Source organism: Streptococcus equinus, assembly GCF_049393735.1.
GTDB classification, from domain to species: domain Bacteria; phylum Bacillota; class Bacilli; order Lactobacillales; family Streptococcaceae; genus Streptococcus; species Streptococcus equinus_G.
Genome location: NZ_CP185946.1, coordinates 739,226 through 751,909 on the forward strand (window position 1 = coordinate 739,226; position 12,684 = coordinate 751,909).

Consider the following 12,684-nt stretch of genomic DNA (forward strand, 5'->3'; position numbering starts at 1 on the left):
GGCTGCGCTTTTATTAGTTTGCAAGTCGAGTCAGCAAACTCAAGTACGCAAAAAATATTTAGGTGAAAAAATGATTAATGTAAGAGTAAATGGTAAAAAGTTTAAACTTCTTTTAAATGATTCGGTTGCGGCGCGTGAGTTTCGAGACAGTCTTCCTTTGACGCTAAAGATGTCTGATGTGAATAGAAATGAAAAATATGCTGTGTTAGATAGAGATTTCACTTCAGATAATCGTCGAGCTCGAAAAATTCATTCTGGTGATTTGAAATTATGGGCTGGTAATGGTTTGGTGTTATTTTATGACGATTTTTCATCAAGCTATTCATACACTGATTTAGGAAAAATGACAGATAGTAGTGGACTAGCAGAGTGTCTTGGACGTAGTAGTATCACAGTGACATTTGAAGAGGAGAATTAGCATGGCATTTCTTGTAACGATTGCTGGCGAAAGCTTTGAGTTGATTTTGGAAAATAATGCTAGCGCGATAGCACTTGTCAAGCTTTTGCCACTTGAGCTCGATATGGCTGATGTTAATGGAAATGAAAAATTTTATTTATTAGCTGACCACTTACCTAGCCATGAGCAATGTTCATGCTCGATTAAAGCAGGTGATTTATTGCTCTGCCAGACAAATGAATTAACTTTTTTCTACGATGATTGCAAGACTTGCTTTAAGTATACTTACCTAGGTCATGTCAAAGACACAATGAAGTTTAAAAAAGCTATGGCTGGAAAAAAGGTCACTGTTGTTTTTGAGGAAAAATAAAAAATTCTCTTGACCTAGAGTGAGCTCCAAGGTATAAAGTATAGGTGATATTAAAAAGAGGAGGAAATTATGGAAAGTGATGTAGTTGCAGCACAGCAAAACACGTATTTTTTTAGCAATCGTGATTTAGCAAAATTGTTCATTCCTTTGATTATTGAACAAGGTTTGGAATATCTGGTGGGCTTAATCGCCTCGATTTTGGTTTCAAGAGTTGGTGAAGCAGCAGTGTCAGGAGTATCCTTGGTTGAATTTCTTATGGCGCTCTTTATCAGTATTTTTGCTGCATTTGCAACGGGTGGTGGCATTGTTGCAGGTCAATACTTAGGTGACCGTGATAGTAAAAATGCTAATAAAGCTGTCAATCAGTTGGTCAAGTTCACATTGTATTTTAGCTTAATGATTACTATTTTGATTTTTGCGATTAAGCCATTTATCTTAAGTCATTTATTTGGAACGATTACACCTGAGGTTCATTCGCAAGCAGATCGTTACTTTAATATCGTTGCTTTATCAACACCGTTTATTGCTCTTTATAATTCGGGTGCAGCGATTTTTAGAACCTTAAATAAATCACGCTTGCCGATGAATATTATGCTAGTCATGAATGGATTGAATATTTTAATGGGGATTAGTCTGATTTATGGCCTTGGATGGGGTGTTGAAGGAGTAGCTGTACCGATTCTCTTTTCACGTGTTGGCGCAATGATTTTAGTGCTTTGGTTTGCCTATCATCTAACATCTGAATTGACTTTAGGAAATTTTTTGAAAGAAAAAGTTGACTGGAAAATGATTAAGAAGGTTCTTAGTATTGGACTACCATTTGGTTTTGAAAATGGTATGTTTTTCCTTGGGCGTTTGATTGTCTTGTCTGTTGTGTCACTTTTTGGTACAGCTGCCATCGCTGCAAATTCGGTTGGTGGAACCATTATCATGTTTCAAGGATTGCCGGGTATTTCAATCGTGTTGGGCTTAGCAGTCATTATTTCAAAATGTGTTGGTGCTGGAGATTATGTGCAAGCAGAATATTACAAACGTAAAGTTAGCCGAATCATCCATATTACAAATGCTTGTTTTTCAGCTGCTGTTATAGCTTTAATGCCTTTGTTAATGAAATTATATGATCTATCAGCACAAGCAACACACTATGTTTGGATTATTGTCCTTGCTCATGGGATTTTAGTCAGCCTTTTTTGGAATTCTGGCTATGTTTTACCTGTTGTCTTTCGTAGTGCGGGTGATGCGAATTTCCCAATGGTCATCAGTATTTCTTCTATGCTTTTAGTTCGTGTAGTATGTGCCTACTTTTTTTCTGTTAACCTTGGTATGGGGATGCTAGGAACTTGGGCGGCTATGTTTCTAGACTGGTTTGTTAAAGGAATTATCTATGAAATCCGTTACCATAAGGGAACATGGAAAAATTATAAGTTAGTGTAAGAAAAGATTTCCTCACTAGTTTGGTGGGGAATTTTTATTGGAAAACTATGCTTTTTAGGCATTAGATATATCAAATATAAGTATTTGTAATAGACAGCATTCCTTGTTATGATAATGGTAGAAGTTAAGGAAAGGAAGTGTCAAATGCAGAAAACTTCAAACCGTTCATTGGTTTTACTGTTAACAATCGGTGTATTTGGAATTCTGAATACAGAAATGGGGATAACGGGTATCTTGCCACATATTTCTGAGCATTATGGCGTCTCCCTAACAACAGCTGGTTTGTTGGTATCTGGTTTTGCTTTAGTCGTGGCTATCGCAGGACCAACCATGCCCTTACTGTTTTCAAAGGTCAACCGAAGGTCTGTTATGCTTTTGGCTACCGGTGCTTTTGCTTTGAGCACTATCGTTTCGATTTTTTCGCCAAACTTTACTGTTTTACTGATTGCGCGTGTTTTACCAGCAATTTTTCATCCTGTATATGTTTCTATGGCAATGACGGTTGCAGCTACATCAGTTCCTGAAAATGAATCGCAAAAAGCAGTTGCTCAAGTTTTTATGGGAGTTTCAGCTGGAACGCTGCTTGGAGTGCCAGTTTCTAATTTTTTGGCTAGCCAATTCTCGCTCAGCTTCGCCATGCTTTTCTTTGCTGTTATTAATTTACTTGTTTTTATCGGAACCATAGTTTTAGTGCCATCGATGCCAGTGACACGTGGCTTGTCTTATGGACAACAATTAAGTATTTTAAAACGAAAAACGATATGGATTTCTATTATAAGCGTTATTTTATTGAATGGAGCTGTGCTTGGTTTTAATTCCTATATGTCAGATTTCTTAGCGAGTTTCTCACGAATCAATGTTAATTTAATCGCCTTGGTTTTGTTAAGTATTGGCTTGGCTAATATTATCGGTAATGCTCTGGCTGGAAAGTTCTTAGATAAAAATGCTCATCAACTATTGATTAGTTTACCGCTTGTCCTAATTATTAATCTAGCTTTGCTATTTTTCTTTGGAAATCGAGCACTAGCAATGATGATTTTAGTTGTCATTTTTGGAATGTTTGGTGGACTTGCAGGAAATGTGAATCAATATATGATTTATAGCGTTGGTGATGATGCACCCGATTTTGCTAACGGCTTATTTTTGGCAGCTGCCAATCTTGGTGTGACTGTCGGGACATCGTTTACAGGTAAATTTATTGACATCGGAAATGGTAGTCAGTTTAGCATTTGGGGAAGTATCATAATGTTGTTATTTGCTTTCTTAACAATTCAAATTCGACAGAAGTGGCTTTCAAACAAATAATTTTATTGAAATTTTGGTAAATCACCTTGACTTAGAGCGGACTTCAAGGTGTAAAGTAACTACTAGAGAAAGATTTAGAAGCTTTTGCCGACAAATCTTTTTAATTAGTTTTGGTTAGTGTTACACTTGAAGTAACATGGCAAATCCACAATGAAAAGGAGAATAAGATGACTGAACAATTACATTTGGTACAAGAATGGGATAAAGTTTTCCCAAAAAGTGACAAAGTTGATCACAAAAAAGTGACTTTCCATAATCATTTTGGAATAACCTTGGCTGCTGACATGTATACTCCTAAAAATGCTTCAGGGAAATTGCCAGCACTTGCGGTGTCAGGTCCTTTTGGAGCAGTGAAAGAACAGTCTTCAGGACTTTATGCGCAAGAAATGGCAGAGCGTGGTTTCTTGACAATTGCTTTTGACCCGTCTTACACAGGAGAATCAGGCGGCACTCCACGTTATATGCAATCGCCAGACATTAACACCGAAGATTTCCAAGCAGCTGTTGATTACCTATCAACGCTTGAAAATGTTGATGCGGATAAAATTGGTATCATCGGTATTTGTGGTTGGGGAGGCATTGCCCTTAATGCAGCAGCGATTGACCCACGCATCAAAGTAACAGTAGCCTCAACTATGTATGACATGTCTCGAATTGCTGGAAATGGTTATTTTGATACAGCTGATAATGAAGAAGCACGTTACAAAGCTCGCCTAGCTCTTGCAAATCAACGTACAAAAGATTATCAAAATGGTGATTACGCCCTAGCTGGTGGGGTAGTCGACCCGCTTCCAGACGATGCACCGCAATTTGTCAAAGATTATTACGCTTATTACAAACAACCGCGTGGTTATCATGCCCGTAGTCTTAATTCAAATAATGGCTGGGCAGTTCAAGCAAATACAAGTTTCTTAAACACTCGTTTTCTTCATTATATTGATGAAATTCGCAATAGCGTACTTGTTGTCCATGGTGATCAAGCCCATTCATATTACATGGGAAAAGATGCTTTTGAAAAATTAAAAGGTGACAACAAGAAGATGATTTCTGTTGAAGGTGCTAGTCATTGTGATCTCTATGACCAAAAAGAAATCATTCCATTTGATGATATTGAAAGTTTCATTAAAGAAAACATGTCATAAATTTTCTTGTAAAAAAACTTCCGTCTGTTAAGGCGGAAGTTTTTGGTATTAACGAAGTAATTTTTGATAAAGGGCAACTTCATTATCTTCAGCAACGTTGAAGATGATCTTTTTGACGTATTTACTTTGTGACAAGAAGTTTTTGACGGTATTTACAGCGATTCTAGCAGCATCTTCGTTAATAAAGTGTTTATCATGATTTGTTGCTAGTGATGCTAGTGCAACAGACTCCAATTGATTTTTCTCAGCTAAGGTTAAGCAAGAAAGATAGCTTTGTGCAAGCAAATCAGCATCAGACTCTGTTAGATGTTCATTGACAGCTGGTCCAACAGTGTGAAGAATGAATTTTGCTGGAAGATTGTAACCAGGAGTGATTTTAGCACTACCTTCTGGTTCGTCATGACCTTGATCTTTCATGAGATTGTAGCATTCCAAGCGTAGTTGAACACCAGCGTAAGTGTGAATGGTGTTATCTGCGCATTCATGTAGAGGTTGGAAACAGCCAAGCATTTGACGGTTTGTCGTATTAACAATAGCATCTACCTGAAGGCGTGAAATATCTCCTTTCCACACGTATAAACGATCATCTGTGGCGAGTGGTTGAATGTGATTTAAAAAGACAACAACGCGCTCAGCTTTTTTCAATTGAAGATAATCATTTTGCATAATCAAAAAGCGTGTTGAGACTGCCATAGGCGGTCTAACATTGAGAAGAGCTCGCAAAAGTGCTTCTTGTCCAGGTAAATCCTTAGGGACATCGATAGTTTTGAATTGTGGATTTTCCATAATCAGGTAATCTAAAAGGAAGTTTACCATTTCTTTCTTAGTCATACGGACTCCTTACTAAATATAAAATCGCTTACTCAAACTTTAGTATATCACCTTTTTAAGGAATTCGCATTAAGAAAAATAGACTTTATAATAGTAGTAAAATAAAAAGTGAGTTTGGAAAAATCCAAACCCACTTTAGTTTATTTTGTCAACATAAACGCTATTGCATGAAGAATCCATAAATGAAGTGGGTAAAAAATGTAAAAGAACCATTTATGAATAGGATGGTAGCTCCCTTTTTTCCCACTATAGATGAGTAAGAATGGTAAAAATAAGAAACTCATAGCATCACTGTTATAACAGAACATATCAAACCATTGACTGAAGTCTTTAAAGTGGGATGGATTGATATCTGGTCCCATTAGTAAAAATGAAAAAATACTCCAAATTGCAAAGTAGATTAATTGTTTTTTACGATTGCCATAAAATCCCCAGAAAATCAACATTAGAAATAAAAGAGGAATCCCACCTTCAAGAGTAATAGTCAATTTTCCAATGTGAATCCCGACTGTAGAAAGAAATAAGCCAAAAATAAAAATAGCACTTCCTGAAATTTTACGAAAAGCTTTTGTTCCAATACTTGCAACGTACATAAAGCTATACCCAACTGCGAGTGTTAAAAAGATATTATCTGGAATGCAGTTGGCTTGTCCGAGTAAAAGGAGTGAGAGAAAGTCACCGGCTTGCATTAAAATAGCTGCCGCCCAGAGACGCGACTAAGGTGTTTTTTACGATTTTTAGTGTGGAAAAAACCTTCGACGGTTAAATATGCAAAAAGCGGTGCAACAAATCTAGTGATAAGATGAATCCAACTTGGAAGAGGAAACATTCCATGAAAAGCAAAGAAAGCAGAATCTAAAACCATAAATGCTGCAGCAATGTACTTAAGTTTTAGTGTTTAAAATTTTTAATTCCTTCAAAAGTAAGACCTCCGAAAATTATTTTAACAAGCTAAAGGACTCTTTTTTCTTACAGAAATGTAAGTTAGAAAAAAAAAACGTTTTTCTGCTATAATAGTCTTATGCTTAATAAGAATACTATTTTACAAGAAGCTGAAAAGCTTGTTTATGATAAATTGCATGCTGAATCTAGTGGACATGACTGGTGGCATGCTGTTCGTGTGAGAAATACGGCGCGTGAATTGGCGGAAAAAGAAGGAGCAGATAGCTTCATTTGTCAATTGACTGCTTTGGTGCATGACATGGCTGATGAGAAATTAAATGATGATCCAGAGCAAGCTTTAGCAGAATTAAAGGAGTGGTTGACTAGTCAAGGCTTAGCTGAGAGTGATGTGAATCATGTTATTCAAATCATCAATACCATGTCGTTTAAAGGCGACGGCAGCAGTGTACCAGAAACACTAGAAGGAAAAATTGTACAAGATGCTGACCGATTAGATGCTATTGGGGCAATTGGAATTGCTCGTTGCATGGCTTATTCAGGTAGCAAAGGACGTCCAATTCATGACCCAGACATGAAAGCTCGCAAACATTTAAATCACGATGAATACCGTAACGGTAAGGATACAGCAATCATTCACTTCTATGAAAAATTGCTCAAACTTAAAGATTTGATGAATACTGATTATGCACGCAAAATGGCAGATCACCGCCACAAAGTTTTAGAAGAATTTTTGCAAGAATTTTACGCAGAATGGGATGGTAAATTCTAGTCTTGCAATAAAAAATGAAAATGCTATAATTGAAAGACCAAAATTATGGAGGTTAGGTTAATGACAATTAGACGTGCAAAAGAAACTGATATTTCAGCGCTTATAGATTTGCTAGGACAAGTTCTCTTGGTACACCACAAAGTTCGACCAGATTTGTTCCAAGAAAAGGGTGTCAAGTACACTGAAAATGAATTGGCAGAGCTTATCGTTGATGACAATCGCCCTATTTTTGTCTATGAAGATGAAAATGGCAAAGTTCTTGGTCACATGTTTACTGTGATTGAAGAATCAAGTGCACCAAAAGTACCACACAAAACACTTTTTATTGATGATTTGTGTGTAGATGAAGCTGCGCGTGGACACAAAATCGGTGAAAAATTATATCAATTTGCTCTTCAATATGCCAAAGAAATTGGCTGCTATAATCTTACATTAAACGTTTGGAGTGCTAATAAATCTGCTGTGCGTTTCTATGAACGTCAAGGATTGACACCACAAGAAACCCGTATGGAACAAATTATTGATTAATAAAATGAGAAGTAAATGTGTAAAACGTTTACTTCTATTTTTTTGTCAAAAAATGCTTACGAAGAAAAATTTTTTATGGTAGACTGAATCCTGTTGACTGTAAACTGGAGTTGTTTGGAAAGAGTGCAAAGCGTCTATTTAAGCACTATCCTAGCGGAGGACATTACGTTGTACGCCGACCTAGGTTGAGGGTTGATGAATAATTAGATGAATGGAGATTGGAAGAATGCCTCGTAATTTTAAAGAAGCAATGGTGTTTACATGTTTGATGTGTGGAATGATGGTTTTTGGAATGAGTATGTGGAACTTGTTCGTTGCAGGAGCATTTTCATGGAAACACGTTTTCCTAGGATTCATCCCAGGTTTTATCGTTGCTTTCATTTTAGATACTTTAGTCGTTGGACCAATTGCTAAAAAAATCGCATTTGGAATTTTGCCAAGCGGCTTAAAACATCAAATAGTCAAAATTCTTACTATCTCAGGATGCATGGTTCTTGGTATGGTAACTTGTATGTCATTTTACGGAATGGTCTTTAGTCATGGCTTATCAGCTATTTCTCTTTCATTATATGGACGTACTTGGATTACAAACTTTGTTGTAGCATTGCCATATAATTTCTTAATCGTTGGACCAATTGCCCGTTTCTTCCTTGGAGAAATTCAAAAACAAGGACTTTTGGCACCAGCGCCAGCACCTGCTGAAGTAACTGAATAATATGAAGAAGTGGTTGAGACAAAAGTGCTCAGCCTCTTTTTTGTACAAAAATGAAATTTTGTTGAAAATACTTTGGAAAGTCCAATTTATTTGCCTTGCTGATTTGAAAAAGTAGTATAATGAGCTTAAGGACGTGTAACCGTTTTTAGAAATCGAGGAACAAGTTATGAGTGATAGAACAAATGAAAAAACTGTTCAACTTGACCTTGAAACTTACGCAGCTAACGACGTTTACAAAGCCGCTGCTACGCAAAGCTCAGGCCTAAGTCATAAACAAGTCAAAGAACGTCAAAAACAATATGGTCCAAATCGATTAAAAGAAGCTGAAAAAGAACCAGTCATTGTAACTTTTATTAGGAATTTTACAAGCCTTATGGCAATCCTTCTCTGGGTAGGAGGTGCTGTGGCGATTTTATCTCACAGTGTTGAGCTTGGTCTAGCCATTTGGTTTGTCAATATCATCAATGGTGTGTTTAGTTTTGTTCAAGAATACCGTGCGAGTCAAGCGACAGAAGCTCTTAAAAAGATGCTACCATCTTATGCGCGTGTCATTCGTGAAGGGCAAGAAGAAAAGGTACTTGCTGAAGAGCTAGTGCCAGGCGACCTTGTTTTAATTGAAGAAGGTGACCGTATCTCTGCAGATGGTCGTGTCATTTTTGCAACAGACTTGCAGGTCAATCAATCCGCCCTCACAGGTGAGTCAAATCCTGTCTATAAAAATAGTGAGGCTGACACAGATGCTAAAAAAACAGCTCTAGAATACGACAACATGGTCTTTGCAGGTACGACTGTTTCATCTGGTTCAGCCAAGATGATTGTCTCAGCGACAGGTATGGCAACTCAGTTTGGACAAATCGCTCACCTGACAGAAAATATGGCTGATGATAAGAGCCCGCTTCAAAAAGAATTAGACCATTTGACAAAACAAATTTCAGTAATTGCGATTACAGTTGGGGTTATTTTCTTTATCGCAGCGACACTTTTTGTTCACCAACCATTTGCAAAAGCCTTTATTTTCGCACTTGGTATGATCGTCGCCTTTATTCCTGAAGGATTACTTCCGACAGTTACTCTTTCTTTGGCAATGGCTGTGCAACGCATGGCAAAATCAAATGCCTTGGTTAAAAAATTATCATCCGTTGAAACTTTGGGAGCTACTTCGGTTATTTGTTCGGATAAGACAGGTACATTGACCCAAAATGCCATGACGGTTAATCACCTCTGGCAAGTATCTGGTCAGTATGATGTGACAGGACTGGGCTATGCTGCTGAAGGAGATATCCGCAAAAGTGGTGGTAAGAAAGCTGCGCTTATCGAAAGTCAACCGCTTGAACACCTTGTCCGCTTTGCTCACCTCTGCAGTAATGCACAAGTTTTGCCACCTAATGACGAAAATACTTCGTACACTGTCCTTGGTGACCCGACTGAAGCTTGTTTGAATGTTTTGGCTGAAAAAGCAGGACTCACTCTTGAAAAAAATATTGCGTGGGCACCTCGTTTGAAAGAATTACCTTTTGATTCTGTGCGCAAGCGCATGACAACTATCAATCGAGTAGACAGTCTAGTTGATGGTAGTTCTTTGGTGTCAATCACCAAAGGCGCACCAAAAGAAATGGTAGAGCTCTGCCATTTCTACAAAGACCAAACTGGCATTCATGAAATGACAGCTGATGTTCAATCACGTATCCTAGCAGCAAATGATGCATTTGCCAAAGATGGTTTACGAGTTTTGGCGCTTGCTTATCGGACTTTGGAAAGCGATCGATTGACCCAAGAAGAGCAATGGACGCAAGAAGTTCTTGAAAAGAATATGATTTTTCTTGGTTTGATTGCCATGAGTGACCCTCCTCGTGAAGGGGTGCGTGAAGCAGTCGAAAAATGTCACCGAGCAAGTATTCGCATTATCATGGTGACAGGAGACTACGGCTTAACAGCACTTAGCATTGCAAAGAAAATTGGTATTGTACGTGGCGATGATGCACGCGTGGTTACTGGATTAGAGTTGGAAAACATGTCAGATGACCAACTTAAAGACGCCCTCAAAGGTGAGATTGTTTTTGCGCGTGTAGCACCTGAACAAAAATACCGAGTCGTGTCAGCTTTGCAAGAATTAGGCGAAGTTGTCGCTGTGACGGGAGACGGAGTCAACGATGCTCCTGCTCTTAAAAAAGCAGATATTGGTGTTGCTATGGGGATTACAGGTACGGATGTCGCAAAAGAATCTGCTGATATGATTTTAGCCGATGACCATTTTGCATCGATTGTTAAAGCAGTTGAAGAAGGTCGTGCAGTTTACCATAACATCAAGAAATTCTTGACTTACATTTTCAACTCAAACACTCCAGAAGCAGTACCGTCAGCTTTCTTCCTATTTTCTCGTGGTTTTATCCCACTTCCTTTGACTGTCATGCAAATTCTTGCAGTCGATTTGGGGACAGATATGATTCCAGCACTTGGTTTGGGGGTTGAACCACCTGAACCAGGTGTGATGAATCGACCACCTCGTAAATTAGCTGACCGTTTACTTGACAAAAGACTACTTATCAAAGCCTTTCTTTGGTATGGTTTGATTGAATCAGCTCTTGCTATGGGTGCATTCTTTATGACTTACCTTTTGCATAATGGCAATTTAGCAGTGCTTGAAAGTTCAGGTCAATTATACCAAGAAGCAACAACCATGACCTTGGGAGCTATCATTTTCTGTCAAATCGGTATGGTCATGAACAGCAGAACCTCAGACCAATCCATTCGTAAGTTACAATTATTCGGAAATCCTTTGATTAATATCGGGTTAGTTGTTGAATTAATTATTTTTGTGATTTTGGTTTATGTGCCAGTTTTTCATGATTTGTTCAACACAGCAAGCCTTGGTGTTTGGCACTGGCTTTACCTTATGCTCTGCCCATTTGTTATCGTAGGGCTTGAAGAATGGCGCAAGAGAGTTATGCGAAAATGAACCTTGCTTGTGTCTGTCTTTTCCTTGACACTTTCTGAAAATCTCTGTAAAATTCAAAAGAGTTAGGGGAGAATTATGGCGACAATTAATGACTATTTAGATTACAACAAAAATCGTTCTTTTGAAGAATTTGCCTTTAATGAAGCAGATATTCTGTGCTTGAATGAGCTCGGTTATTTCTGCTTTGAAGAGCTAGATGCGACAATTGATTTTTCAAAAGAAGTGAATCTTCATGAGGTCTTAATGCCTTATGTAACAGGTGAAAAAGTCTTTAATCCTAGTTTTTTGGTGACAAAAGCCCGAGTGGATTTGCTAAAAAGTGTTGTCACTTCACAGCGTTTTAAAAATCTTGTGCTGTCAGATTATATCAACGATGTAGATTCAGAGTACGAAAGACAATTTTCAGCAATGGTTTTTAGCTTACCTGAGCTTAATTACCGTCAGATTGTTTTTCGTGGGACAGATGATACCTTGATTGGCTGGAAAGAGGATTTCAAACTGACTTATGTTCAAGAAATTCCTGCTCACCGAGCAGCGGTAGCTTATCTTGAATCATATCTTGAAAAATACGCTGGTAAAGTGACCGTCAGTGGACATTCTAAAGGTGGCAATTTGGCGCTCTATGCTGTAGCACATGTTAATGACTTACTTCGTGCTCAGATAGAGAAAGTTTACATGCTAGATGCGCCAGGCTTGCAAGAAAAAGGACTAGATAGTGACGGTTATAAAACAATTCGTGAGCGAGTGACCGTCATTCGACCAGAAGAATCAATCGTCGGTATCATGCTCTATAATGACATTGCTCCAATAGTTGTTAAGAGTAACGCCACAGGTATCATGCAACATGCCATGACCTCGTGGCAACTTAATGAAGAAACTGGTGAGCTTATTTTAGCGGAATGTCAGACAGCTTTAAGTCAGAACCTTGAGAAGACGTTCAAGCAGTGGATAGCAGAATTATCTAGCCAAGAATTAAAAGTACTTTTTGATACTCTTTTTGATACCCTGATGTCAAGCGGTATTAATAGCATTAATGACGTGACCATTGATAGAAAATTTGCTGCAAAATTAGCCAAAAGTATCGCCTCATTCTACTCAGTCGGGACAGAAAAGAAAATGCTCCTTGCAAAATCCGCAAAGCTCTTCGTTGAAGCGTTTGTCGGACACAGTAAGTTTGGCAGTTTTGGAAAAGATAGTATTGCCTTTAGCTTACCAGACTTTAATAGTTTGCTAGCTAATTTGAATAATAGAAAATCAAAATAAAACATTTTGAGGTACCTGATTAAATAGTGATTTGAAATCAGGTATCTTTTTAAATATTAAAGGGAGGATAG

Annotated in this window: 13 protein-coding genes; 10 read left to right on the forward strand and 3 right to left on the reverse strand. The window is 37.9% G+C overall.

Annotated elements, in window-relative coordinates:
• Positions 1-70: 70 nt before the first annotated feature.
• The 5 genes from ACNTMY_RS03710 (at position 71) to ACNTMY_RS03730 (ending at position 4,648) form a co-directional block, all read left to right on the forward strand.
• A complete protein-coding gene (locus tag ACNTMY_RS03710; RefSeq protein ID WP_423216694.1) occupies positions 71-418 on the forward strand; it encodes a cyclophilin-like fold protein in 348 nt (115 codons plus the stop codon).
• A gap of 1 nt (position 419) precedes the next feature.
• Positions 420-767 (forward strand): cyclophilin-like fold protein, encoded by a 348-nt coding sequence (locus tag ACNTMY_RS03715; protein WP_423216695.1) that lies wholly within the window; start codon positions 420-422, stop codon positions 765-767.
• Between the two features lie 69 nt (positions 768-836).
• Entirely contained in the window at positions 837-2,201 is a 1,365-nt protein-coding gene (locus tag ACNTMY_RS03720) for an MATE family efflux transporter (RefSeq protein ID WP_423216696.1), read from the forward strand.
• A 144-nt stretch (positions 2,202-2,345) separates the two neighbouring features.
• A complete protein-coding gene (locus tag ACNTMY_RS03725; protein WP_423216697.1) occupies positions 2,346-3,506 on the forward strand; it encodes an MFS transporter in 1,161 nt (386 codons plus the stop codon).
• Between the two features lie 167 nt (positions 3,507-3,673).
• Positions 3,674-4,648 (forward strand): alpha/beta hydrolase, encoded by a 975-nt coding sequence (locus tag ACNTMY_RS03730; RefSeq protein ID WP_423216698.1) that lies wholly within the window; start codon positions 3,674-3,676, stop codon positions 4,646-4,648.
• 48 nt (positions 4,649-4,696) lie between these two features.
• Here the strand turns inward: ACNTMY_RS03730 and ACNTMY_RS03735 are convergent, their stop codons facing one another.
• From ACNTMY_RS03735 to ACNTMY_RS03745, 3 genes are all read right to left on the reverse strand, one after another.
• Positions 4,697-5,479: a protein-ADP-ribose hydrolase gene (locus ACNTMY_RS03735; RefSeq protein WP_423216699.1), complete on the reverse strand. Its 783-nt coding sequence runs from the start codon at positions 5,477-5,479 to the stop codon at positions 4,697-4,699.
• A gap of 140 nt (positions 5,480-5,619) precedes the next feature.
• A complete protein-coding gene (locus tag ACNTMY_RS03740) occupies positions 5,620-6,168 on the reverse strand; it encodes a TraX family protein (RefSeq protein ID WP_423216700.1) in 549 nt (182 codons plus the stop codon).
• On the reverse strand, positions 6,168-6,344 hold the full coding sequence (locus tag ACNTMY_RS03745; RefSeq protein WP_423216701.1) for a hypothetical protein: 177 nt from the start codon (positions 6,342-6,344) through the stop codon (positions 6,168-6,170). Before ACNTMY_RS03745 ends, ACNTMY_RS03740 begins: the two co-directional genes overlap by 1 nt.
• Positions 6,345-6,500: 156 nt before the next feature.
• Here ACNTMY_RS03745 and ACNTMY_RS03750 point away from each other — a divergent pair, with 156 nt between their 5' ends.
• From ACNTMY_RS03750 to ACNTMY_RS03770, 5 genes are all read left to right on the forward strand, one after another.
• Complete coding sequence (locus ACNTMY_RS03750) at positions 6,501-7,151, forward strand: HD domain-containing protein (RefSeq protein ID WP_423216702.1); 651 nt, start codon at positions 6,501-6,503, stop codon at positions 7,149-7,151.
• Between the two features lie 60 nt (positions 7,152-7,211).
• A complete protein-coding gene (locus tag ACNTMY_RS03755) occupies positions 7,212-7,679 on the forward strand; it encodes a GNAT family N-acetyltransferase (protein ID WP_423216703.1) in 468 nt (155 codons plus the stop codon).
• A gap of 226 nt (positions 7,680-7,905) precedes the next feature.
• Positions 7,906-8,394, forward strand: a complete 489-nt coding sequence (locus tag ACNTMY_RS03760; protein WP_420543961.1) for a DUF2798 domain-containing protein — start codon at positions 7,906-7,908, stop codon at positions 8,392-8,394.
• 166 nt (positions 8,395-8,560) lie between these two features.
• A complete protein-coding gene (locus ACNTMY_RS03765) occupies positions 8,561-11,350 on the forward strand; it encodes a cation-translocating P-type ATPase (protein WP_423216704.1) in 2,790 nt (929 codons plus the stop codon).
• A 75-nt stretch (positions 11,351-11,425) separates the two neighbouring features.
• On the forward strand, positions 11,426-12,613 hold the full coding sequence (locus ACNTMY_RS03770) for an Mbeg1-like protein (protein WP_423216705.1): 1,188 nt from the start codon (positions 11,426-11,428) through the stop codon (positions 12,611-12,613).
• Positions 12,614-12,684: the final 71 nt, after the last annotated feature.

Excerpts from the sequence above, each read along its gene's own strand:
- ACNTMY_RS03710 (WP_423216694.1), top strand. The coding sequence starts at position 71 with ATGATTAATGTAAGAGTAAATGGTAAAAAGTTTAAACTTCTTTTAAAT.
- ACNTMY_RS03715 (WP_423216695.1), top strand. The coding sequence starts at position 420 with ATGGCATTTCTTGTAACGATTGCTGGCGAAAGCTTTGAGTTGATTTTG.
- ACNTMY_RS03720 (WP_423216696.1), top strand. The coding sequence starts at position 837 with ATGGAAAGTGATGTAGTTGCAGCACAGCAAAACACGTATTTTTTTAGC.
- ACNTMY_RS03725 (WP_423216697.1), top strand. The coding sequence starts at position 2,346 with ATGCAGAAAACTTCAAACCGTTCATTGGTTTTACTGTTAACAATCGGT.
- ACNTMY_RS03730 (WP_423216698.1), top strand. The coding sequence starts at position 3,674 with ATGACTGAACAATTACATTTGGTACAAGAATGGGATAAAGTTTTCCCA.
- ACNTMY_RS03735 (WP_423216699.1), bottom strand. The coding sequence starts at position 5,479 with ATGACTAAGAAAGAAATGGTAAACTTCCTTTTAGATTACCTGATTATG.
- ACNTMY_RS03740 (WP_423216700.1), bottom strand. The coding sequence starts at position 6,168 with ATGCAAGCCGGTGACTTTCTCTCACTCCTTTTACTCGGACAAGCCAAC.
- ACNTMY_RS03745 (WP_423216701.1), bottom strand. The coding sequence starts at position 6,344 with ATGGTTTTAGATTCTGCTTTCTTTGCTTTTCATGGAATGTTTCCTCTT.
- ACNTMY_RS03750 (WP_423216702.1), top strand. The coding sequence starts at position 6,501 with ATGCTTAATAAGAATACTATTTTACAAGAAGCTGAAAAGCTTGTTTAT.
- ACNTMY_RS03755 (WP_423216703.1), top strand. The coding sequence starts at position 7,212 with ATGACAATTAGACGTGCAAAAGAAACTGATATTTCAGCGCTTATAGAT.
- ACNTMY_RS03760 (WP_420543961.1), top strand. The coding sequence starts at position 7,906 with ATGCCTCGTAATTTTAAAGAAGCAATGGTGTTTACATGTTTGATGTGT.
- ACNTMY_RS03765 (WP_423216704.1), top strand. The coding sequence starts at position 8,561 with ATGAGTGATAGAACAAATGAAAAAACTGTTCAACTTGACCTTGAAACT.
- ACNTMY_RS03770 (WP_423216705.1), top strand. The coding sequence starts at position 11,426 with ATGGCGACAATTAATGACTATTTAGATTACAACAAAAATCGTTCTTTT.